Raw genomic sequence first — 21,497 nt, 5'->3', positions numbered from 1 at the left:
ATGAGGGCTATCGTGCGGCCATGGTGACTGACGCGCGCACACTCGACTGGCTCCTCGACTCCGACCCCGCCCTCCGCTGGCAGGTCGAGCGCGATCTCGCCGGGGCCGACCCCGCGGTCTGGGAGGCGACGCGAGCGCGCGTCGCGTCGGAGGGGTTCGGCGCCCGACTGCTGGCCGAACAGGGCGCCGACGGGCAGTGGGCGGGCGGCGCGTTCTTCCCCGCGGGCTTCTTCGACAGTCCGGAGGCTCAAGAACCCGGGCAGCCGTGGGTCGCGACGACCTGGGTCCTCAAGGACCTGCGCGAGTGGGGGGTGGACGCGTCGGAGCTCGCCGGCTCCGCCGAGAAGCTCGCCGCGAACTCGCGGTGGGAGTACGACGACCTGCCGTACTGGGGTGGCGAGGTGGACGTGTGCATCAACTCGTACACGCTGGCGGCCGGCGCGTGGCTCGGGGCCGACGTGTCGCAGCTCGCCGCGTGGTTCCCCGCGCACCGACTCGAAGACGGGGGCTGGAACTGCGAGGCCGAAGAGGGCGACTCGGTGCGCTCGTCGTTCCACTCGACCCTCAACGCGGTGCGCGGAATGCTCGCCTACGAGAAGCTCACCGGCGACACGGGTCTGCGCGAATCCCGCCACGGCGGTGAGGAGTACCTGCTCTCGCGGCGGCTGATGTTCCGGGCGAGCACCGGGGAGTCCGTGGGCGAGTTCGTGCATCGCTTCGTGTCCCCGAACCGGCACCGGTACAGCGCGCTCGCGGCGCTCGATCACTTCCGCGAGGTGTCTCTCCACGAGGGCACACCACCCGACGCGCGGCTCGCGGAGGCGATCGAGGTCGTCCGCGCCGCCCGCACGCCCGACGGGCGATGGCTGCAGACGACCCCGCTCGCCGGACGCACCTGGTTCGACGTGGATGTGCCCGAGGGGGAGCCGTCGCGATGGCTCACGCTGCAGGCGACGCGGGTCCTCGAATGGTGGGATGCCGCGACCTGAGGCTCAGTGCGGATGACGGTCACCGGGATCCGCGGTGGCGGCGCGCCGCGAACTCGTCGACCTCGGCACCCCGCGGGCGCAGATCGGGGTACCCCGCGAAGGGGACCGGACCGTGCGCGCGCACGTATGCACCGTGCACCCTCTCGCACGCGTGACGCAGCGTCGTCGCCCAGCCGAGGAGCTCGTCGCCCCACACCGCGCGGTAGCGCGCCACGTCCTCCGGCTGCGGGATGACCGCATCGGACGCCGGGGGAGCGGCATCCGCTCGCCGCGTCCGCACGCGGCGCAACTCGACCCGCCCGTACTCCCGACCCTGCGGGTCGACGAGCCGCCACGTTCCGGTGGGGCCCTCCACCGCGGCGAGGATCGGGTGCCAGTCGGCCATCTCGGTCGGGATTCCCTTTCTCCGGCCGAGGGTGCCAGGCTACTCCCGCGCCTCCGACATCGGGAGGGCTCGGGAGGAGCGGCATGGCCGACGTGGTGAGCATCGAGCTCGTGCTCGATGACGCGACCGACGCGCGCGTCCAGGCCGATTGGCGGGCGCTCGCGGATGCCGGCATGTCGAGCCTCGGAGCGCACACGTCCCCGAGCAATCGCCCGCACCTCACGCTGCTCGCCCGGCCGACCCTCGACGTCCCCCGCGCCGCCTTCGCGCTCGCGGCGGCGACGCTCCCGGTCTCGGTCACGCTCGCCGAACCCGTCGTCTTCGCCCACGGCGACCGCGGCGTGCTGGCCTGGCGCGTCGAGCCGAGCGACGAACTCCGCGCCCTGCACACGGCGGTGCACACCGCCGCGGGATCCGGAGAGGACCTGCCGCACACCGCGGCGGCGGACTGGACACCGCACGTGAGTCTGGCGCGCCGGCTCCGACTGGACGCCCTCCCGGACGCCCTCGCGCTGATCGGGCCGCCGATCGCCGGGACCGGCACCACGCTGCGGCGGTGGGATGCGGCATCCGCCACGATCACCGTGCTGCGCTGAGCGATTCGCGACGGACCGCGTCGCCGCGACCCCGGTTCGCGCAGGTGTCGATAGCGTCGTGGTGTGGAGGAACAGGGCCCGGACGAGGTGGATGTGCTCATCGATGCGTGGGCGCGGCGGCTCCCCGACGTCGATGTGACCCCCCTCGAGGTGATGTCGCGACTGCGGCGCGTCTCGATCCGGCTCGGGCGCATCCGCGCGGGCGCGTTCGCGACCGCGGGCCTGGCGTCGTGGGAGTTCGACGTGCTGGCGGCGCTCCGCCGGGCCGACGAGCCGCACGAGTTGAGCCCCGCGCAGCTGATCCAGCGCACGATGATCGGCAGTGCGGCGATGACGAACCGCCTGACGCACCTGGTCGACCGCGGTTACGTCGAGCGACAGGCGAACCCGCGTGACGGCCGCGGCGTGCTCGTGCGGATCACGGAGGAGGGCATCGTCCGGGTGGATGCCGCGATGACCGAGCTGATCCGCCGTGAAGCCCGCGCGCTCGCCGTGCTGAAGGACGACGAGATCGACGCCCTCGCCCGGATGCTCCGCCCGCTGATGGGCTAGCGCTTCTCGCGCGCGAGAGCGTCCCAGTTCACGTCGATCATGCGCGGCTGCCGCTGCGAGATCCGCGCGCGCAGCACCATGCCGGCGTCCGGCCAGTACCGCCGATCCAGCACGACCTCGGTCCGCAGCGGCTCGGCGTCGATCCCCGGTGCCTGCAGGATCAGGTCCATCTCGCACGTCTGGTAGCGCATGCGCCCGGTCGGCTGCGAGAGCGAGACGATGCGGATCGTGCCGGGCACCGCGTCCGCCATCGGCGAATGCGTCAGGCGTTCGAGGGCTTCCGCCGCGTCCTCTTCCCAGTCCTCCATGGCTCGAGGTTAGCGGTGCAGGACCTTCGGCTCTGGCCGCCGGGCGGCGGCGGGTGTGGCATGGGTTCCGGAGGAGAAGACGATGAGAGTGCTGGTGGTGTACGAATCGCAGTGGGGCAACACGGAGCGGATCGCGAAGACGGTGGCCGATGAGCTCGGCCGGACGATGTCGGTGCAAGTGGTGGAGGCGGAGTCCGCACCCTCCGATGTGGCGGATGCCGACCTCGTGGTCGTCGGAGGTCCCACGCACGGCTTCTCGATGACGAGGCCCTCCACGCGGGAGGCCGCGGTCGCGCAGCACGGGGCTCCGCGGGCGCCGGAGCGTGGCATCCGCGAGTGGATCGCCGCGCTGCCGCACCTGGATCGGCCAGTGGTGGCCGCGACGTTCGACACGCGGGTGGACGCGCCGCGCCTGCCGGGGTCGGCCGCGAAAGCCGCGCGGCACGAACTGCGCACGCTCGGCTTCGACGTGGGCATCAAGGCCAAGACGTTCCGGGTGCACGGATACGAGGGGCCGCTCATCGACGGCGAGCTCGGCCGCGCCGTCGAGTGGGCGCGTTCGCTCGTCGCTGCTCTCCCGAGCCGCTGAGACGACAACTGCGCGGCGAGACCATGGGGTTCACCCACCCTCTCGACGCGCAGATGTCGTTTCACGGCAACAGCGGGAGACGGCCCGCGCGGGGGCGTGACCGGGCTAGCGTGAGGGTGTGGACGAGGACGCCGCGGAGCTGCAGGCCCTGCGTCGTCGTGCGTACGCTCCGGATGCCGACATCCACGCCGACCCCGACGCGCTCGCCCGGCTCGAGCAGCTCGAAGAGCAGGTGCGCCGCGCGCGCGAAGCCGCCCTGGCAGCGGCGCCCGCCGCGCCCCCCGCGCCCGACACCGCCGCCCGCGCCCCGGACGCCGCCGATCCAGCGGACGCCGCCGATCCGGCGGACGCCGCCGATCCGGGGGAGCAGGACCTCCTGTCCCGCCCAGATGCTCCGGATCGGTGGACGGAAGGACCCGAACGGCCACCGCGCCGCCGGCACATCGTGGTGGGGACCGTGCTCGTCGTCGGCGCCCTCATCGTCGCCGGACTCGTGCTCGACCGCACGGCGCCCCCGGACCCGGAGGCGGCCGCGCCGACGCCGAGCCCGCAGCTCGTCCTCCGTGCACAGGACGCGTCCGAGCGCACTCTGCTGGAGATCCCGCTCGACCGTTCGCTCTCGCGCTATGTGCCGCAGCCCGCTCCGCCGACCTTCCCGATCGAGGGGGCGCTGCGGTGGTCGCAGTCTCTCGGCTCGTACTACGGCATGACCGTCTGGCTCGGCCGCGCGGCGCACACCGATCAGCGCTGCCTCCTGCTGGAAGGCATCGAGAAGACCTTCTCGCGCTGCGAGCGCGAGGACCGGTTCCTCTCCGGCCTCCTGGACGTCACCGTGCCCTACATCGACATCGCCCCCGAGGACCGCCCGCTCGCGATGTCCCCCGGGCAGGGGATGGTCATCCGGTGGGCGCCCGATGAGGGTGTGCAGATCGCCCTGGACGAGCTCAAGGTCAACTACTTCGGCTGAGCGGGCCGCGCTCCGATCATCCCGACCGCCCGGGCAGCGACCGCGGCGCCCTCGCGCGCGGCGGCCACCGCATCCCGGTCCACGCTCCACCGCGCGAGGAACCCCGCGCAGAACGCGTCGCCCGCGCCGGTCGGGTCCACCGCGGCCGGGGCGGTGACCGCGGGGACATGCGCGCCGTCGACGATCACTCCGTCCGCCCCCTGCGTCAGCACGAGGGTCGCCGACGGCGGCGCGAACGCCAGAGCTTCGGCTTCGGCGGCGCTCGCGATGAGCACGTCGGCTCCGGCGATCACCGCGGCGAATCGGTCCGGGCCGAGCGCGTCGATGTAGGCGACCGATCCGGGGCTCACCGACACCGTCGCGCCGGCATCCTTCGCGCGGCCGATGAAGCGCGCGAACGCGCTGCCGTCCGATGCCGCCATGGCGTGTCCCGTCAGGTGCACGTGATCGCCGATCAGGCCGTCGGGGATCGCGTCGAAGTCGAGATCGGCATTGGCCCCGCGGTCGGTGAGCATCGCGCGTTCGGATCCCTGGACGAGCACGATGATCGCCCCGGTCGGCGTGTCGGAGGGCTGCAACCGGGCGTCGACCCCGGGCAGGGCCGCCCGGTGACGGTCCACATCGGCCCGGTGGACGGCGCCGACGAACGACACGTCCGCACCGAGCGCCGCCAGCCAGGCCGCCGTGTTCGCGGCCGATCCGCCCGGCACCTGCCGGATCGTGCTGACGGTGTCGGTGTCGGCGCGGATGGGACCCGAGGGGATCACGATCGTGTCGTCGATCACATCCCCGACGACGAGCAGACGCGGTCGGTCACCCACGTGCGGCCCACGCCGTGGCGATGTCGCCGGCGACGCGCACGTTGTTCCGGGCGAGATCGAGGTTGACCTCGAGGCTCCGGCCCCCGGAGAGCTCGACGATGCGCAGCAGCAGGAACGGGGTGACCGCCTTGCCCGTGATGTGTGCGGCATCCGCTTCGGCGAGCGCCTGCGCGAGCACCCGGTCGTGCTCGTCCGGATCCCACGCCTGATCGGCCGGGACGGGGTTCGCCACGACGATGCCCTGCCGGTTGCCGAGGGCGTCCTGCGCCCGCATGATCGCGGCGACCTCGGCGGCGTCATCCACGCGCCAGTCCAGCGTGTAGGCGCTTTCACGCAGCCAGAAACTCGGGAAGACGTCGGTGCCGTACCCGATCACCGGGACGCTCAGACTCTCGAGGCGTTCGAGCGTCGCCGCGATGTCCAGGACGGACTTCACCCCCGCGCTCACGACCGTGATCGGGGTCTGCGCGAGCGTGCCCAGGTCCGCGGACTCGTCGAACGTGTCGGTCGCCCCGCGATGGACGCCGCCGAGGCCGCCGGTCGCGAACACGCGGATGCCGGCGAGCGCGGCCAGATGCGACGTCGCGGCGACCGTCGTCGCCGCGCTGCCGCCGCGCGCCTGGATGATCGGCAGGTCGCGCACGCTCGCCTTCGCGAGATCCTCCTCGGCGATGCGCCGCAGGCCCCTCGCGTGCAGCCCGACGTGCGCGACGCCGTCGAGCACGGCGATCGTCGCGGGTGTGACGCCCCGCTCCCGCAGGATCGTCTCGAACTCCTCGGCGGCGGCGAGGTTGCGCGGGCGCGGCAGACCGTGCGAGATGATCGTGGATTCGAGCGCGACGACGGGGGCACCGCGCTCGAGCGCGGCGGAGACCTCTTCGGAGACGACGAGAGCGGACATGCGTTCATCCTCGCACCGGGCGTCGGCCCGACGCGCCGCGTCGCGTGCTCTCAGTGCGCGGCTTCGTACGCCTCGATGACGGATGCCGGAACCCGGCCCCGCTCCGAGACCTGGTATCCGTTGTCCTTCGCCCACACCCGGATCGCGCTGTAATCCTGTTGCCCGGAGCGGCGACGCGGGCGGGAGGATGCCGCGCTCGCACCGCGGGCGGAGGAGATCGAGCGTCCGGCGGCGACGTACGGGGCGAGAGCGGCGCGCAGCGCCGCGGCGTTCTCGTCGGTCAGGTCGATCTCGTATGCGGTGCCGTCGAGCGAGAACAGCACTGTCTCGCCTTCACCGATCTCGAGGAGGGAGCCGTCGAGGTCGTCGACGAGCTGGTGCACAATTCTTCGGGCCATGAGGGGCAGGATACGCGCTGAACCGGCCTCAGGGGAGGATCCCCGCCCGCCGGGCCTTCATGACCGCGGCATGCCGCGTCGAGGCCTCGAGCTTTCCCATCGCCGACTGCAGGTAGGACTTCACGGTCCCTTCCTTCAGCGCGAGCGCGGAGGCGATCTCGGCGTTCGTGGCGCCGAGCGCGACGCGCGCGAGGACGTCGGTCTCGCGCGGAGACAGCGCGACGCTCGGCGCGGGACCGGTGATCCCGTCGCTCGAGAGCGCCGCGAGCCGCTGCTCGAGCGCGGCGAGGCGCTGACGGACGTCCGGATCGGCGACCGCCGCGGCGATGCTGCGCAGCTCGGCGTAGCTTTCGCGCAGCTCTTCGCGGGCGGCGGCATCCAGGCCCGGAGCAGGCGCCGGCGCCGGCGCGAACGCGAGGCGGCGCTCCACCTCGTCGCGCACCCGCAGTTCGTTCGCCAGCGCCTCGGCGATGCCGAATGCGGGGCGGGCCATCACGTCGTTCACCGCGGACTGCGCCCACGTCCCGCAGTACAGGACACCCCGCGCGTCGCCGGTCACGACGACGGGGATCGCGAAGAGCGTCGCGACCCCCTCGCCCAGCACCGCGCGGTCGTAGTCGTGCGTGATGTTGCGCGACGTGCGGTAGTCCAGCGCCAGCCGGGGCCGTTTCTCCACGAGCGCACGCCCGCCGAGGCCGCGTTCGGCACGCACCACGAGGCCCTGCAGGTGACGGGTCCGCGTGCCGACCGTCGCGGTCACCTCGACCGCGCCGTCGCGCTCCAGACCGCCGAACGCGAACGGGAACTGCGTCTGGCGGGCGAGGTCCGCGACCGCACGCGCGACGAGCTGGGCGTCGCTGTCGGGGCCGGTCCGCGCTGCCACGCACTACCTACTTCCGGGGGTGACGGCGTCCTCGCCGCTTTCGTAGCGTCGACCCTACCACCGGGGCGAAGTCGGCCCGATGGCCGAAGGAGCGTCGTTTCGAAGGAGAAACCCTCATGCTCGGATACGCCTCGCAGTGGCGTCGCAGCCTGGATGACCCCGCCGGATTCTGGCGGGAGGCGGCATCCGCCGTGCAGTGGAGTGTCGAGCCCGCCCGTGTGATCGAGCAGGGCGAGGAGTCCTGGACCTGGTTCCCCGACGCCGCTCTCAACATGAGTGCGAACTGCCTCGATCGCCACGTGGATGCCGGACGCGGCGAGTCCGTCGCGCTGCGGTACCACTCCGCGATGACCGGGACGCGCAAGGCCTACACGTACTCCGAGCTGCGGGATCGCGTCGCCGTCTTCGCCGGCGCCCTCCGCGACCTCGGCGTCACACGCGGCGACCGCGTGCTGCTGTATCTGCCGATGACGCCCGAAGCGGTCATCGCGATGCTCGCGTGTGCCCGTCTGGGCGCGATCCACGCCGTCGTATTCGGCGGATTCGCCGCGACCGAGCTCGCGATGCGGATCGCCGACGCCCGCCCGTCCGTCCTGATCACGGCCTCAGGCGGCCTCGAACCGGGCCGGATCGTGGAGTATCTGCCGATCGTGCGGAAGGCCCTGGAGGCCGCCCCCGGCATCGTCTCGACGGTCGTCGTCCGCGACCGCGCCGCGGTGCCCGGATCGGCGGCGGACCTGGCGGACGCGGTGGCGGACGTGCGGTTCGTCGACTGGGACGACGTGACCGAGGGGGCGGAGCCGGCGGAGCCCGTGCCCGTCGTGTCGTCCGATCCGCTGTACATCCTGCACACCTCCGGCACGACCGGCGCCCCGAAGGGCATCGTGCGCGACACCGGCGGCTATGCGGTCGCGCTCGCCTGGACGATGCGCCACATCTACGACATCGGCCCCGGCGACACGATGTTCACGGCATCCGATGTGGGATGGGTGGTCGGGCACTCGTTCATCGTCTACGGACCGCTGCTCGCCGGGGCGACGACGGTGCTCTTCGAAGGCAAGCCGGTCGGCACGCCGGATGCCGGGGAGTTCTGGCGCGTCGTGGCCGAGTACGGCGTGAAGACGATGTTCACCGCCCCGACGGCCCTCCGTGCGATCCGCCGCGTCGACCCCGATCTCGAGGAGCTCCCCGCCGGGGCGCTGGACACGCTGCAGACCCTGTTCCTCGCCGGCGAGCGCCTGGACCCCGAGACCTGGCACTGGGCGAACGACGGGCTCGGTGTTCCGGTCGTGGACCACTGGTGGCAGACCGAGACCGGCTGGCCGATCTGCGCGAACCCCGTCGGTGTCGAGAGATTGCCCGGCAAAGCGGGGTCGACCGCGGTCCCGATGCCCGGCTACGACGTCCGCATCCTCGACGGAAAGGGTCGGGACCGCACCGGCACGGAACCGGACGGGTCGAGCCCGGAGGGCAACATCGCCCTCCGGCTGCCGCTGCCGCCGGGCACGCTCCGTGGCGTCTGGGGGAGTCCCGGCCGCTTCCGCGAGGCGTACCTCTCGGCGTTCCCCGGGTTCTACGCGACAGGGGATGCCGGGCACATCGATGCGGACGGCTACGTGTTCGTGATGGGCCGCACCGATGACGTCATCAACGTCGCGGGGCACAGGCTGTCGACCGGATCGCTCGAGGAGGTCCTCACGATGCACCCCGCCGTCGCCGAATGCGCCGTGATCGGCGTGCGCGACGAGCTCAAGGGTCAGCGCGCCGCCGGTTTCGTGACGCTGAAGGCCCATCACCCGATCGCGCACGACGTCCTCGAGCGCGAACTCGTCGCCCTCGTGCGCGAGCACGTCGGTCCGGTCGCCGCCTTCCGCGACGTCACGGTCCTCGACCGGCTGCCCAAGACCCGCTCGGGCAAGATCCTCCGCAAGACCATGCGGCAGATCGTCGACGACGAGCCGTACAAGATCCCCGCCACGATCGAGGACCCGACGGTCCTAGACGACCTGCAGCAGGCGCTCCGGGGCGCTGTCGTGCACCCCTGACCCCCGCCGAGACCGCAAGACGAGACCCCCCGCAGAAACACGAAGACGGCACCACGAAGGCAAGGAGGCCCTCACCATGTCCGAATCATCCACCGACACCGTCCCCCCGGGCGGCGTCGACTACCTCGCCGAGGAATCGGCACCGCGATTCCGGGAACTCAAGCGCAAGCACCGGGGATTCGTCTTCCCGATGTCGATCGCGTTCCTGGTCTGGTACTTCGCGTACGTACTGCTCTCCTCGTTCGCGCCCGAGTTCATGGCGCAGCGCGTGAGCGGCGACATCACCGTCGGCCTCGTCCTCGGGCTCGGCCAGTTCGTCACGACCTTCGGGATCACGATGTGGTACGTCTGGTACGCCAATCACCGGCTCGACCCGATCTCCGCCGAGATCCGTGAGGACCTCGAGCGTCAGGAGGCGAGCGCATGAACGACGTCTTCGCCGCCGTGAAGACCGCCGTGGACACGGTGGAGAACAACCCGATCCTGAACATCTCGATCTTCGCGGCGTTCGTCGCGGTGACGCTGTTCATCGTGATCCGCGCCAGCCGCAACAACAAGACCGCGGCGGACTACTACGCGGCGGGCCGCTCGTTCTCGGGCCCGCAGAACGGGTTCGCGATCTCGGGCGACTACCTCTCGGCCGCGTCGTTCCTCGGCATCACGGGCGCGATCGCGATCAACGGCTACGACGGGTTCCTCTACTCGATCGGGTTCCTGGTCGCGTGGCTGGTCGCGCTGCTGCTGGTCGCCGAGCTCATGCGCAACACCGGCAAATTCACGATGGCCGACGTGCTGTCGTTCCGGCTCAAGCAGGGCCCGGTGCGCATGGCTGCCGCTCTCACGACGCTCGCCGTGTGCCTGTTCTACCTGCTCGCGCAGATGGCCGGGGCCGGCGGACTCGTCTCGCTCCTGCTGGGCATCAACGACCGGCTCGGACAGTCGATCGTCGTGGCGGTCGTGGGTCTGCTGATGATCGTCTACGTGCTCGTCGGAGGGATGAAGGGCACGACCTGGGTGCAGATCGTCAAGGCGTTCCTCCTGATCGGCGGGGCGCTCGTGATGACCGTGTGGGTCCTCGCGATCAACGGATTCAGCCTGAACACCCTGCTGGAGAGCGCGGTGGCGGCATCCGTCACCGATCCGAAGGACGCGATCCTCGGCCCGGGCCTGCAGTACGGCAAGAACCCGTGGGACTTCATCTCCCTCGCGATCGCGCTCGTGCTCGGCACCGCGGGACTCCCGCACGTGCTGATGCGCTTCTACACGGTTCCCACCGCCAAGGAGGCTCGACGGTCGGTGGTGTGGGCGATCTGGCTCATCGGCATCTTCTACCTGCTGACGCTCGTCCTCGGCTACGGCGCGGCGTCGCTCGTCGGACCCGAGACGATCCTCGCCTCGCCCGGCGGCGTCAACTCGGCCGCGCCGCTGCTCGCGCTCGCGCTCGGCGGGCCGTTCCTGCTCGGGTTCATCTCGGCGGTCGCGTTCGCGACGATCCTCGCGGTCGTCGCCGGCCTCACGATCACCGCGGCGGCCTCGTTCGCGCACGACATCTACGCGAATGTCATCAAGAAGGGGAACGTCCCGGCCGACGGCGAGGTCAAGGTCGCCCGGCGAACCGTGATCATCATCGGCATCCTGGCGATCGTCGGCGGCATCGGCGTGCAGGGGCAGAACATCGCGTTCCTCGTCGCGCTCGCGTTCGCCGTGGCGGCCTCGGCGAACCTGCCGACGATCCTGTACTCGCTGTTCTGGCGTCGCTTCACCACGCGCGGTGCGGTGTGGAGCATGTACGGGGGACTCGCCGCGGCGATCATCCTGATCCTGCTGTCGCCCGTCTTCTGGGGCACCGAGACGAGCGTGTTCAAGAACACGGGCGTCGCGATCTGGCCGCTGAACAACCCGGGCATCGTGTCGATCCCGCTCGGGTTCTTCCTCGGCTGGCTGGGCTCTGTCCTCTCGCACCCCGGATCGGAGAACAAGCGTCGCGCGGCCGAGATGGATGTGCGCTCGCTCACCGGCTACGGCGCCGAGAAGGCGACGAACCACTAGGCGGTCCGATCAGCGGCCCCGCGGATCTGCGATCCGCGGGGCCGCGTGGCGCGCGGGCGGCCTACTCGCCCGCGGCCCGTCCGGTCTCGCGCGCGAGCGTCGCGCGCTCGAACTCGACGAGGTACTCCTTCACCTCCGGGTGCCCGCCGTACTCGCCGAGCGACCCGTCGGCGCGGACGACCCGGTGCACCGGCACCACGATCGAGAACGGCGTCGTCGCGCACGCGGTGCCGACCGCGCGCGCGGCCCGGGGGCTGCCGGCGAGCACGGCGACGTCGCCGTAGCCGGCGGTCTCGCCGTACGGAATGCCGCGCACGGCCTCGAGCGCGGCGCGCGTGAACCCGCGGACCAGGCGCCAGTCCAGCTCGAGGTCGAAGTCGTGCCGCTCGCCGCCGAAGTACTCGTCGAGCTGGCGCGCGGCGGTGGTGAGTCGAGGGTCATCGTCGACATGCTCGAGGACGGTGTGCAGAGCGCGGGAGAGGCGCTCCTGCTCCTGGCCGAGCGGGTCGCGCAGTGGATGCAGCGTCACGAGGCCGGCGTCGGTGCCGGCGATCAGCACGTCGCCGACGGGGGAGGGGTGCAGGAGGAAGCGGATGGGCGCGTCGGTCATGCGCCCATCCTGTCCGCTCCCACCCTCACCTCCCGTGCCCGTGGTGCCCTTCCGTGGACAACCTGCGGCGCTCCGCCCCTGGGGAGGAGCCCCCTGCTCTTTCGCGAGAGGGCAGATCTGTAGGGCGACACGCCGTGGGAACCAATCACTTCTGCCCTCTCGCGGTGAGCAGGGGGAGCGGAAGCGGGCCTGATCAGCGGGCGTGTCGTCCAATCCGACGACACCCGCGCGGGCTCACCGGCGTGCGGGCGCCCGCCGCTTAGTGTGGCGGTGTGTGGCGAGGAGAAGGCAGCGCCGTCATGGGCGCACACGACGACGCGCCGTCGGTGACCCCCGGTGACCTCGGACTCTCGGAGCCGGGGGTGAACGTCATGCACATCGCCGAGCCCGAGCGGGACCGCATCCGCGCCCTGGCCGGCGAACTCGGCGGGCCCTCCACGCTCCTGCACTTCGACGATGCGAGCGACGGCGGAATCGAGATCACGAAGGCCCACCCGGGGAGTCTGCCGCAGTTCATCACCGGGCGCTCGACGCTGCTGTCCAACCTCTTCCGCGACGAAGTGGCCCTGCGCAACGCGCGCCTCGCGGCGAAGCGCATCACCGCGAAGAACGTCGAGCTGCGCACCGCGCGCGGCATCGAGCCGGTGAGCCTCGCCGTCGGCCTCGCCTCGTGGCACATCGGCGGGCTGCAGTGCCACGCCCCCGTGCTGCTGCGTCCGCTCGGCATCCGTCGGCACCACTCCGATTTCGAGCTCAAGCTGCACGGCACGTTCACCGTGAACCCCGAGCTCGTGCGCGCGCTGCGCACCCACTTCGGCATCGAGGTCGACGGACGCGCGCTCGCCGCGCTCGCTTACGACGGCGGTGTGTTCAAGCCGCAGCCGGTCATCGACCACCTCCGGGCGCTCGCCGCCGGGATCGACTCGTTCACGGTGCACCCGCGCCTGGTGGTCTCGACGTTCGCCGACGTCGGCGCCGCGATGGCGCGCGACTGCGTGGACCTGGACCACCCGGTCCTCAACGCCCTCGCGGGCCATCACGACGACCGCGAGACCCTCACCCTCCGTCGCGACGAGCCGACGTTCACCAATCCCGACGATCGTCCGCCGGCCTCGGACACCCTTCTTCTCGATGCGGATGCCGAGCAGGAGCGCGTCCTCGCCCGCATCGCCGCCGGCCACTCGCTGGCGGTGCACACGCTTCCGGGAACCGGCGGCACGCAGACCGTCATCAACGCGGTCGGCGCGCTCGTGCGCGACGGCAAGCGCGTGCTGGTCGTGAGCGCCCGCCGCTCCACGCTGGACGGCGTCCGCCACCGCCTCACCGGCATCGGCCTCCCGGGTCTCGCGGTCTCTCCGCGCGATCTGCAGCGCGACCTGATCCGGGCGATCGGGCGCAACGAGAAGGCCACACCACCCAAGGTCGGCGACATCGACGACGCGCTCGTGCGCCTGCGCGGGGTGCTGCGCGACTATCGGGGCGCCGTGACCGCGCGCCACCCCGACCTGGGCGTCTCGGTGCTGGACATCCTGCGCCGGCTCGCCGAGCTGTCCGCCCAGACCCCGACGCCGTCCGCCGCCGCACGATTCGACATCGACGTGCTCGCCCGCCTCGCCCCGGCCCGCACGAAGGCCGCGTCGGCGCTGGCGGCCGCCGCGCGGCTCGGGGAGTTCCGATTCGGCCCCGACGACTCGCCCTGGTACGGGGTGTCGTTCGCGACGACCGGTGCCGCCCGTGCCGCTCACGCCCTGGCCGGAAAGCTGCATCACCAGGACGTCCCGAACATCCTCGAGCGCGGCTACGAGCTCATCGCCCAGACGCGCATGCGACCGTTCCGCACCGTGAGCGAGCTCGGTGCGTACCTCCGGCTCCTGCAGGGCATCCGCGATTCGCTCGACAAGTTCAGCCCGACGGTGTTCGAGCGGCCGCTCGGCGAGCTCATCCAGGCGCACGGTCCGCGCCGCGATGCCCCCTCGCTCACCGGACCGCAGCGCCGGCGCCTGCGCCACCTCTCCCGCGAGTACGTCCGCCCGGGCGTGCACATCATCGACATGCACGAAGCTCTTGTGCGCGTGCAGCAGCAGCGCACCGAATGGCAGCGTGTCGTCGACGCGGGCGTGATCCCCGCCGTCCCACTCGGACTCGCCGACGTGTACGTCGCGTGGCAGAAGGTGGACGCCGATCTCGCGGAACTGGACGGCGTCGTCGGCCGCGACGGCGCCGACCGCCTCGCGGCGCTCCCCGTCGCCCAGCTGGTCCGCACGCTCGCGGGGCTCGCCGCCGAGTCCGACGTGTTCGACAACCTCGTCGAGCGCGCGACGCTCCGCGGAGAACTGCGGTCACTCGGGCTGGAGCCGCTCCTGGCGGAGCTGTCCGTCCGGCACGTGCCCGAAGAGCTCGTGGGCGCCGAGCTCGAGTTCGCCTGGTGGCAGTCGGCCCTGGAATACCTGCTGCGCAGCGACCGCGCGCTCCTCGGCGCGAACACATCCGTCGTGGATCGTCTGGAGCGGGACTTCCGGCTCGTCGATGAGGCCCATGCCGCGGCATCCGGTCCGCTCCTGGCCGCCCAGCTTGCCACGCAGTGGCGCATCGGGATCGTCGACGAAGCCGGCGAAGCCGCGGCCCTGAAGACCGCGCTGAAGAACGGCACGTCGACCCCGGCCGACCTCGTCGCCGCCGCCCCCACACTCCTGCGCACACTCGCACCGGTGTGGCTCGCCTCGCCGTACGACGTGCCCGGCATCCCCCTCGAGCTCGCGTTCGACGTCGTCATCATCGCGGATGCCGCAGCGGTGTGCCTGGCAGAAGCCGCACCCGCGCTGCGCCGCGCCCGTCAGGTCGTCGTCTTCGGCGATCCGGTGACGCAGAAGCCGACGCCGTTCCGGGTGTCCTCCGGGATCCCGGCCGAGGACGACGTACCGGCAGAGCCGTTCGACGACACGAGCGTCTTCGAGCGTCTGGCCGAGCTGTTGCCCGTCGCGACGCTCACCCGCAGCTACCGCGCCGGCGGCGAGGATCTCGCCGAGCTCGTGAACGACGCGTTCTACGGGGGAGAGCTCATCTCGTTCCCGTGGGCGGGGTCCTACCTCGGACGCGGAAGCCTGAGCGTCGACTACGTCGAGGGCGGAACGGGAGCGCCCGACCCGATCAGCGGCGCGGTGGAGAGCCCCGACGCCGAAGTGCAGCGGGTCGTGACGCTCGTGATCGAGCACGCGGTCAATCGCGGGTCCGAGTCGCTCATGGTCGTCACCGCGAGCGCGAAGCACGCCGAACGCGTCCGCGCCGCGGTCGAGGCGGCCTTCGCCGGGCGCTCCGATGTCGCGGACTTCGTCTCGCGCGACACGGCCGAGCCGCTCTCGGTGCTCACGCTGGAGGAATCCGTCGCCGAGAGCCGCGACCGGGTGATCTTCTCCCTCGGATTCGGGCTCACCAAGCACGGCCGGGTCCTGAGTGACTTCGGCGACCTGTCCACCCCCGACGGCGAGCGGCTGCTCACCGTCGGCATGACCCGCGCGCGACGCTCGATGGTGATCGTCTCGTCGATCCGCCCGTCCGCCTTCGACGACGGGCGCCTCGAGCACGGAGCCGCGACCCTCATGTCGATCCTGGGCGGGATCGCTGCGCGGGCGCGCGAGAAGCGCCTCGAGGACCTCGCTGATCCGCTCACCCGGAACCTCGCCCGTGAGCTCCGCCGGCTCGGGGTCTCGGTCGACGTGCACTACCGCGGGCTGCTGCCGCTCGTGGCCCAGCACGGCGGCCGCGCGGTCGTGGCCGAGAGCGACCCCGAGACGATCGGGGAGTCGCTGCGGGAGTCGCTGCGTCTGCGCCCGCAGATCCTCCGCCGGCTCGGCTGGCACTACGTGCGCGTGCACTCGTTCGACCTGTACAGCGATCCGGCCGGCGTCGCGGCGCGGATCGCCGCGATGCTGGGCGTCGCCCCGGAGTCGCCCACGGCCGACACCGAGACGCAGCCGATCGATGTCATCGAGTGAGAAGCCTCCCCGCCAGCGCGTCGAGCGGGTCGCCGGATCCCGGCGCGCCAAGCTGACACCGGCACCGGGGACGACGAACGAGCCCACCGAAGCGGATGCCGAGGGCTCGGCATCCGCTTCGCCCGAGGCCTCAGGTCCCGGCGCCGTGGGCCCGAACGACGAGCGCCTGCGCCGCGACGTGCCCCCGCACTACTGACGCGAGGGCCGAGACCGCGCGACTACTTGGGTGCGGGGCCGTTCGGCGCGGCGAGCAGATCGCGGATCTGCAGCAGCAGCTCCTGCTCGGTCGGCAGCTCGGACGCTTCTTCTTCGGCGATGCCGGCCTTCGCGGCCGCGCGTTCCTTCACCCGGTTCATCGGGTAGACGAAGACGAAGTACACGACGACAGCGACCGCGAGGAAGTTGATGATCGCGCCGATGATCACGCCGATGCCGAAATCGGTCATGCCGCCGCGGACGTTCGGGACGCCGATCACCAGGTCGTTCAGGCTGTCGGCCTGGAAGATCAGGGCGATCAGGGGGTTGATGAGCCCGGCGACGATCGCGTTGACGATGCCGGTGAACGCCGCGCCGATGACGACCGCGACGGCCAGGTCGATGACGTTTCCGCGGAGGATGAACTCCTTGAAGCCTTTGATCACGTGATTCTCCTCAGTGTCGCCGGCTTCCGCCGGTCAGGATCCGGTCGATGCCGGCGAGGACTTCGACTCCGACTTCGATGATGCCGAAGGAGCGGGCGCGGTGCCACCCGATGAGCCGGTCGAGGATGAACCCGCGTCGGAGGACTTCGCGGATCCCGCGCGCGAATCGGTGCGGTAGAAGCCGGATCCGTTGAAGGTCACGCCGATCGAGCCGTACTCCTTGCGCAGCTCTCCGCCGCACTCGGGGCACTCGGTGAGGGTGGGGTCGGCGAAGGACTGCACGGCGTCGAAGCGGTGTCCGCACTGCTTGCAGGCATAGGCGTAGGTCGGCATGGGCTGCTCTTTCGGGCGGTCAGCGCCGCGCGGGCGCGAGGCGAAGGGTCTGAGTGGGGGTGACGACACCCGTCACGGGCTGGTCGTGCACGTCGCGGGGGACCTCGTCGAGGAGTTCGGAGTCGTAGACGACCGCGTAGACCGGCGGGCAGCCCTCCATCGAGCCGATCGTCTTGTCGAAGTAGCCGCGACCCCAGCCGAGCCGCATCCCACTGCGGTCCACGGCTGCCGCGGGGATCACGAGCAGGTCGACGTCGTTCACGGCGATGGGTCCGAGCAGCTCCCCGACCGGCTCGGGCAGTCCGTGCAGCCCCTCGGCGATGTCGAGGTCGGGTGTGGCGACCGACCAGTCCAGCAGGCCGTCGGCACGCGTCACGGGAAGGAGGACCCGGATGCCGCGCCGCACCGCGGCGTCGACGAAGTCGCGGGTCCCCGGCTCCGTCGTGGTGGACAGGAAGCACGACATCGACCGGACGCCGAGCTCGTCGACCAGAGCGTCGAGGCGCTGCGCGATCGCCGCGGCCGCGGCATCCCGCGCATGCTGCGAGAGCAGCTGACGACGCTCGCGCAGCTCGGCGCGTAGGGCGCGCTTGGCGTCGGCGATCTCGTCGGGCATACGTCGATTGTAGGCGCGGATAGCACGGGGTCCGCGTGGGGGCAAGGCGACACGACGCCCATGGGCCTCACATCCGCCTCTCGGTAGAGTCGGACGATGCCCCACAAGCCCTTCAAGGCCGTCATCCCCGCCGCGGGACTCGGCACCCGCTTCCTGCCTGCGACCAAGGCCATGCCCAAAGAGATGCTGCCGGTCGTCGACAAGCCCGCGATCCAGTACGTCGTCGAAGAGGCTGCCGCCGCCGGCATCACGGACATCCTGGTCATCATCGGGCGCAACAAGAACGCCATCTCGAACCACTTCGACTCCGTCCCCGAACTCGAGGTCAAGCTCACCGAGAAGGGCGACGCCGATCGCCTCCAGCGGGTCATGGCATCCAGCGACATGGCCGACATCCACTTCGTGCGTCAGGGCGACCCGAAGGGCCTCGGTCACGCGGTCCTCCGCGCCCGCGCCCACGTCGGGGATTCGCCGTTCGCCGTGATGCTCGGCGACGACCTGATCGACGAGCGCGACGCGCTGCTGACGACGATGCTCGCCGAGCACGAGCGCACCGGCGCCGCGATCGTCGCGCTCATGGAGGTCGACCCCGCCCACATCGGCATGTACGGTGTCGCCGCCGCGGAGCAGACCGATGACCCCGACGTCGTGCGGGTCACCGGGCTCGTCGAGAAGCCGAAGCCCGAGGACGCCCCGTCGAACCTCGCCGTGATCGGCCGCTATGTGCTGAGCCCGGCGATCTTCGACATCCTCGAGCGCACCGAGCCCGGAAAGGGCGGCGAGATCCAGCTGACCGACGCGCTGCAGGAGCTCGCCGCAGACCCGGATGGACCCGGCGTGTACGGCGTCGTGTTCCGTGGCCGTCGGTACGACACCGGCGATAGGGTGGATTACATCAAGGCCATCGTGCAGCTGGCCGCCGACCGTGAGGATCTCGGCCCCGAGCTGCGTCCCTGGTTCAAGGATTTCGCGGCGAAGCTCTGACGCCGCAGGCACGAGGGGGTTGCGTGGACCTGACGACGCCCCGCCGGCACGGAGAAGTCGGCATACGTCTGGTGCGTGCGCGCGATGCCCGCGTGCTGCAGAACGAACTCCTCTCCAACCGTGCCTGGCTGCGGCCATGGGAGGCGACGAGCCCGGACGGGCCGGTGTCCTTCGACATGCGCGCGGGTATCCGCAGACTCCTCCAGCAGTACCGCGACGGCTCCGGCGTGCCCCTCGTGATGGAGTACGCCGGTGAAGTGACCGGGCAGCTCAACGTGTGGGGGATCGCCCGCGGATCCCTCGCGTCGGCGACGATCGGGTATTGGGTGAGCGAGCGGTTCGCGGGACGTGGCATCACCACGACCTCGGTGGCCCTCGCGACGGACGTGTGCTTCGACGAGATGCGCCTGCACCGCATGGAGATCTGCATCCGCCCCGAGAACCAGGCGAGCCTGCGGGTCGTCGAGAAGCTCGGCTTCCGCTACGAAGGCCTGCGCCGGCGGTTCATCCACATCAACGGCGACTGGCGGGACCACTACGCATTCGCCCTCACGCGCGAGGACGTCCCCGAGGGGGTCCTCGCCCGCTGGGTGCAGGGGCGCGCGCCGCAGGATGCGGCGACCGTGCCGCCGAGCGACCGCCTGCGGGCCTGAACCCTAACCGGCATCTCCGACACGCGGCAGGATGCCGGTCCGTCGGCATCCGTTCGCATACCGTTGTCGGCATGGGTGGGCAGGTACTGGGCGGCGGAGTGATCGTGCTCGTCGCGGTGCTCCTGTGGATGGTCTATCTGCTGCCGACGTGGCACAGCAGGCGGCAGTTCGACGCCGCGGAGCGCAACGCGGTGCGTCTGAATCAGGCTCTGCGCGTGCTGGCCGAGACGAGTGAGACCCCCGAAGAGGTCCGTCTCGAACTGAACGCCCGCACCGCGCTGGCGCAGCAGCGCCTCGCTCGCCGCGCCGTCAACGAGCGCACGCAGACCGCGCTCGAACAGGCCCGCATGGACCTCGAGCGGGCGCGCGACGAGCGCGCCGCAGCCAAGGCCGCCCCCGAGGCCCGCCGCGCGCGGGCCCGGCGTCGCACGCGTCTGACCCTCACCGTCTTCGCGGTCGCCGCGATCGGCCTCGCCGGCTGGGGCGGTTGGCTCGTGGTCTCGACCGGATCGCAGATCGCCCTCTGGAGCGGCGTCGCCGTCGCCGCCGTGTGCGCGCTGCTGCTGCAGAAGATGAACCGCGTCGGAGCGCGGGCAGTGATCCGCGAGAGCGTCGCACCGGTCGCCGTGCGCACCGAGGCTGCCGTGCAGGACGTCGCGCTGCCGACCGATCGTCGCGGCTGGGCGCCGCGCGAACTGCCCCGGCCGCTCACGGTGTCTGCGGGCTCCCGCGCGTCCGCCGTGCTGGATGCCGCCGCCGCGCGCGAATCGCTGCGGCAGGCGGCCGTCGAGGAAGCCGCACGGCAGCGCGCCGAGGCCCAGCGCCCGCCGTCGATCGCCGTCGCGCGCGCCCGCACCGAGTCCGCCGAGCTCGGTCGCCGCGGTCCCGTGGACGACGCGGAGATCGAAGCGCACGTGCGCCGACTGCTCGCCAGCCGCGCGGGCTGAGCGCGGCTCACGCCGCGTGGAGCACCCGCCCGCCGCCGATCACGAGTGCGCGCGGCGGAGTGCGCACGAGGGCGTCCATCGGGTTCTCGGCGTCGAGCAGCACGATGTCGGCGCGAGAGCCGGCGACCAGATCGTGGGTGCTGCGGCCGACGAAGCGCGCTGCCGAGCGGGTGGCGAGCTCGAGCACCCGGATGAGGTCCTCGTCGCGGACGATGCTCGACGCGCGCGCATACTGCCAGGCGATGCCGAGAAGATCGCCGGTGCCGTAGGGACTCCACAGGTCGCGGATGCCGTCCGTGCCGAAGCCGAACGCGACACCGGCCGCGTCGAGCTCACGCAGCGGCAACTGCGGCACACGCAGCGGCGCGACCGTGGTGAGCGTGATGTCGAGTTCTCCCATCGCGGCGAGAAGATCGCGGCGCCGGAGGTCATCGACCTGCGCGAGAGCGAAGCCGTGGGCGATGTTCACCCGACCCTCGCGCCCCAGGGCGCGCGTCCGGTCGATGATCAGATCGAACTGGAACGCGCCCAGCTCGGCGGGGTCGTGCAGGTGGATGTCGATCCCGACGTCGTGCTCCGCAGCCAGGCGGAAGATCGCGTCGAGCTGGCCGACGGGGTCGCGGTCGATCGAGGCGGGATCGAGCCCGCCGACGTGATCGGCTCCTGCGCGGGCAGCATCCGCCAGCATGTCGAGAACGCCGGGCCGACGCAGGACGCCGTCCTGCGGGAACGCGACGATCTGCACGTCGATCGCGCCGTCGTAGGCGGCCGCGGCTTCGCGGACGGCGTCGATGCCCTCCCGGCCGATGTCGGTGTCGATGTCGACGTGCGTGCGGACGGCGGTGGTGCCGTGGCGGGCGAATTCGCGCAGGACGGCGGCGGTGGTCTCCACGCTCGGGAAGCCCAGCTCGCGGCGCCGGGAGCGCTCGTGGTCGATCCGTCCCTGGATTCCGCCTGCGCCGCCGTACGACTGCCACGGCAGGCCCCACCACGATTTGTCGACGTGAGCGTGCGTGTTGATCAGTCCGGGCAGAGCGAGCAGTCCGCCGCCGTCGACAGCGCCTTCCACGGGCGGACCGGCGGGTGTGATCGCGGTGATCAGACCGCCCGCGATCGCGATGTCGGAGGGGGTGCCGCCCCATGGCCGGACGTTCTGCAGAAGGGTCACCGGGTCGAGCGTGGGATGCGGCATACTCCCATCCTGGACCGTCCGCGTGCGGCGCCGCAGCGCGCGGGAA

24 protein-coding genes are annotated in these 21,497 nt (G+C 71.6%); 13 read left to right on the top strand and 11 right to left on the bottom strand.

Features of this window, described 5'->3' with window-relative positions; all coding sequences use genetic code 11:
- The first annotated feature begins 20 nt into the window (after positions 1–20).
- A complete protein-coding gene (locus tag ABD197_RS12000) occupies positions 21–989 on the top strand; it encodes a squalene cyclase (protein ID WP_344054822.1) in 969 nt (322 codons plus the stop codon).
- Positions 990–1,008: 19 nt separating this feature from the next.
- Here the strand turns inward: ABD197_RS12000 and ABD197_RS11995 are convergent, their stop codons facing one another.
- Complete coding sequence (locus ABD197_RS11995; protein ID WP_344054821.1) at positions 1,009–1,374, bottom strand: hypothetical protein; 366 nt, start codon at positions 1,372–1,374, stop codon at positions 1,009–1,011.
- An 83-nt stretch (positions 1,375–1,457) separates the two neighbouring features.
- On the opposite strand from ABD197_RS11995, the gene ABD197_RS11990 reads away from it, so the two are divergent.
- Both ABD197_RS11990 and ABD197_RS11985 read left to right on the top strand, forming a co-directional pair.
- Positions 1,458–1,970 (top strand): 2'-5' RNA ligase family protein, encoded by a 513-nt coding sequence (locus ABD197_RS11990; RefSeq protein WP_344054819.1) that lies wholly within the window; start codon positions 1,458–1,460, stop codon positions 1,968–1,970.
- A gap of 63 nt (positions 1,971–2,033) precedes the next feature.
- Positions 2,034–2,522 carry a MarR family winged helix-turn-helix transcriptional regulator gene (locus ABD197_RS11985; RefSeq protein WP_344054817.1) on the top strand — a complete coding sequence of 163 codons (489 nt, stop codon included), beginning with the start codon at positions 2,034–2,036 and terminating at the stop codon, positions 2,520–2,522.
- Here ABD197_RS11985 and ABD197_RS11980 read toward each other — a convergent pair.
- The gene (locus ABD197_RS11980) at positions 2,519–2,830 is read right to left on the bottom strand and encodes a hypothetical protein (protein ID WP_344054815.1); all 312 of its coding nucleotides are present in this window, start codon (positions 2,828–2,830) and stop codon (positions 2,519–2,521) included. The two genes, ABD197_RS11985 and ABD197_RS11980, sit on opposite strands and share 4 nt — an antisense overlap.
- An 82-nt stretch (positions 2,831–2,912) precedes the next feature.
- On the opposite strand from ABD197_RS11980, the gene ABD197_RS11975 reads away from it, so the two are divergent.
- Together ABD197_RS11975 and ABD197_RS11970 are read left to right on the top strand one after the other, a co-directional pair.
- Positions 2,913–3,419: a flavodoxin family protein gene (locus tag ABD197_RS11975; protein ID WP_344054813.1), complete on the top strand. Its 507-nt coding sequence runs from the start codon at positions 2,913–2,915 to the stop codon at positions 3,417–3,419.
- 118 nt (positions 3,420–3,537) lie between these two features.
- Positions 3,538–4,386: a hypothetical protein gene (locus ABD197_RS11970; RefSeq protein WP_344054811.1), complete on the top strand. Its 849-nt coding sequence runs from the start codon at positions 3,538–3,540 to the stop codon at positions 4,384–4,386.
- On the opposite strand, the gene ABD197_RS11965 is transcribed toward ABD197_RS11970, so the two are convergent.
- The 4 genes from ABD197_RS11965 to ABD197_RS11950 are packed head-to-tail and all read right to left on the bottom strand — an operon-like array spanning position 4,374 to position 7,389.
- Positions 4,374–5,207 (bottom strand): carbohydrate kinase family protein, encoded by an 834-nt coding sequence (locus ABD197_RS11965; RefSeq protein WP_344054809.1) that lies wholly within the window; start codon positions 5,205–5,207, stop codon positions 4,374–4,376. The genes ABD197_RS11970 and ABD197_RS11965 overlap by 13 nt on opposite strands.
- A complete protein-coding gene (locus ABD197_RS11960; RefSeq protein WP_344054807.1) occupies positions 5,200–6,108 on the bottom strand; it encodes a pseudouridine-5'-phosphate glycosidase in 909 nt (302 codons plus the stop codon). The genes ABD197_RS11965 and ABD197_RS11960 overlap by 8 nt, the downstream gene beginning before the upstream one ends.
- A gap of 50 nt (positions 6,109–6,158) precedes the next feature.
- Entirely contained in the window at positions 6,159–6,506 is a 348-nt protein-coding gene (locus ABD197_RS11955; RefSeq protein WP_344054805.1) for a histone-like nucleoid-structuring protein Lsr2, read from the bottom strand.
- Between the two features lie 28 nt (positions 6,507–6,534).
- Positions 6,535–7,389, bottom strand: a complete 855-nt coding sequence (locus ABD197_RS11950; RefSeq protein ID WP_344054803.1) for a helix-turn-helix transcriptional regulator — start codon at positions 7,387–7,389, stop codon at positions 6,535–6,537.
- A 116-nt stretch (positions 7,390–7,505) separates the two neighbouring features.
- Here ABD197_RS11950 and ABD197_RS11945 point away from each other — a divergent pair, with 116 nt between their 5' ends.
- The 3 genes from ABD197_RS11945 to ABD197_RS11935 all read left to right on the top strand — a co-directional run bounded on the left by ABD197_RS11945 (position 7,506) and on the right by ABD197_RS11935 (position 11,483).
- Positions 7,506–9,434, top strand: coding sequence for an AMP-binding protein (locus tag ABD197_RS11945; protein WP_344054802.1), 1,929 nt, complete (start codon positions 7,506–7,508; stop codon positions 9,432–9,434).
- 76 nt (positions 9,435–9,510) lie between these two features.
- Positions 9,511–9,861, top strand: coding sequence for a DUF485 domain-containing protein (locus tag ABD197_RS11940; RefSeq protein WP_344054800.1), 351 nt, complete (start codon positions 9,511–9,513; stop codon positions 9,859–9,861).
- Positions 9,858–11,483, top strand: coding sequence for a solute symporter family protein (locus tag ABD197_RS11935; RefSeq protein ID WP_344054798.1), 1,626 nt, complete (start codon positions 9,858–9,860; stop codon positions 11,481–11,483). The genes ABD197_RS11940 and ABD197_RS11935 overlap by 4 nt, the downstream gene beginning before the upstream one ends.
- Positions 11,484–11,544: 61 nt before the next feature.
- Here the strand turns inward: ABD197_RS11935 and ABD197_RS11930 are convergent, their stop codons facing one another.
- The gene (locus tag ABD197_RS11930) at positions 11,545–12,093 is read right to left on the bottom strand and encodes a methylated-DNA--[protein]-cysteine S-methyltransferase (RefSeq protein ID WP_344054796.1); all 549 of its coding nucleotides are present in this window, start codon (positions 12,091–12,093) and stop codon (positions 11,545–11,547) included.
- Positions 12,094–12,392: 299 nt separating this feature from the next.
- Between ABD197_RS11930 and ABD197_RS11925 the strand changes: the two genes are divergently transcribed.
- Positions 12,393–16,085, top strand: a complete 3,693-nt coding sequence (locus ABD197_RS11925; RefSeq protein ID WP_344054794.1) for an AAA family ATPase — start codon at positions 12,393–12,395, stop codon at positions 16,083–16,085.
- Positions 16,072–16,281 (top strand): hypothetical protein, encoded by a 210-nt coding sequence (locus ABD197_RS11920; protein ID WP_344054792.1) that lies wholly within the window; start codon positions 16,072–16,074, stop codon positions 16,279–16,281. Before ABD197_RS11925 ends, ABD197_RS11920 begins: the two co-directional genes overlap by 14 nt.
- A gap of 22 nt (positions 16,282–16,303) precedes the next feature.
- Here ABD197_RS11920 and mscL read toward each other — a convergent pair whose 3' ends face one another.
- The 3 genes from mscL to ABD197_RS11905 are packed head-to-tail and all read right to left on the bottom strand — an operon-like array spanning position 16,304 to position 17,675.
- Positions 16,304–16,726 carry a large conductance mechanosensitive channel protein MscL gene (gene mscL, locus ABD197_RS11915; protein WP_344054790.1) on the bottom strand — a complete coding sequence of 141 codons (423 nt, stop codon included), beginning with the start codon at positions 16,724–16,726 and terminating at the stop codon, positions 16,304–16,306.
- 33 nt (positions 16,727–16,759) lie between these two features.
- Positions 16,760–17,059, bottom strand: coding sequence for an FmdB family zinc ribbon protein (locus tag ABD197_RS11910; RefSeq protein WP_344054788.1), 300 nt, complete (start codon positions 17,057–17,059; stop codon positions 16,760–16,762).
- Between the two features lie 19 nt (positions 17,060–17,078).
- Positions 17,079–17,675 (bottom strand): 5-formyltetrahydrofolate cyclo-ligase, encoded by a 597-nt coding sequence (locus tag ABD197_RS11905; RefSeq protein WP_344054786.1) that lies wholly within the window; start codon positions 17,673–17,675, stop codon positions 17,079–17,081.
- A 96-nt stretch (positions 17,676–17,771) separates the two neighbouring features.
- On the opposite strand from ABD197_RS11905, the gene galU reads away from it, so the two are divergent.
- The 3 genes from galU (at position 17,772) to ABD197_RS11890 (ending at position 20,259) form a co-directional block, all read left to right on the top strand.
- On the top strand, positions 17,772–18,659 hold the full coding sequence (gene galU, locus ABD197_RS11900) for a UTP--glucose-1-phosphate uridylyltransferase GalU (protein ID WP_344054784.1): 888 nt from the start codon (positions 17,772–17,774) through the stop codon (positions 18,657–18,659).
- A gap of 23 nt (positions 18,660–18,682) precedes the next feature.
- A complete protein-coding gene (locus ABD197_RS11895; RefSeq protein ID WP_344054782.1) occupies positions 18,683–19,312 on the top strand; it encodes a GNAT family N-acetyltransferase in 630 nt (209 codons plus the stop codon).
- A gap of 71 nt (positions 19,313–19,383) precedes the next feature.
- On the top strand, positions 19,384–20,259 hold the full coding sequence (locus tag ABD197_RS11890; protein WP_344054780.1) for a large exoprotein: 876 nt from the start codon (positions 19,384–19,386) through the stop codon (positions 20,257–20,259).
- A gap of 7 nt (positions 20,260–20,266) precedes the next feature.
- Here the strand turns inward: ABD197_RS11890 and ABD197_RS11885 are convergent, their stop codons facing one another.
- Positions 20,267–21,451, bottom strand: coding sequence for an amidohydrolase (locus ABD197_RS11885; RefSeq protein ID WP_344054778.1), 1,185 nt, complete (start codon positions 21,449–21,451; stop codon positions 20,267–20,269).
- Positions 21,452–21,497: the final 46 nt, after the last annotated feature.

Source organism: Microbacterium lacus (assembly GCF_039531105.1).
In the GTDB taxonomy this organism is placed as follows: domain Bacteria; phylum Actinomycetota; class Actinomycetes; order Actinomycetales; family Microbacteriaceae; genus Microbacterium; species Microbacterium lacus.
Note: the sequence above shows the minus strand (reverse complement) of the source record. Positions and strands in the feature narration are given on the sequence as shown.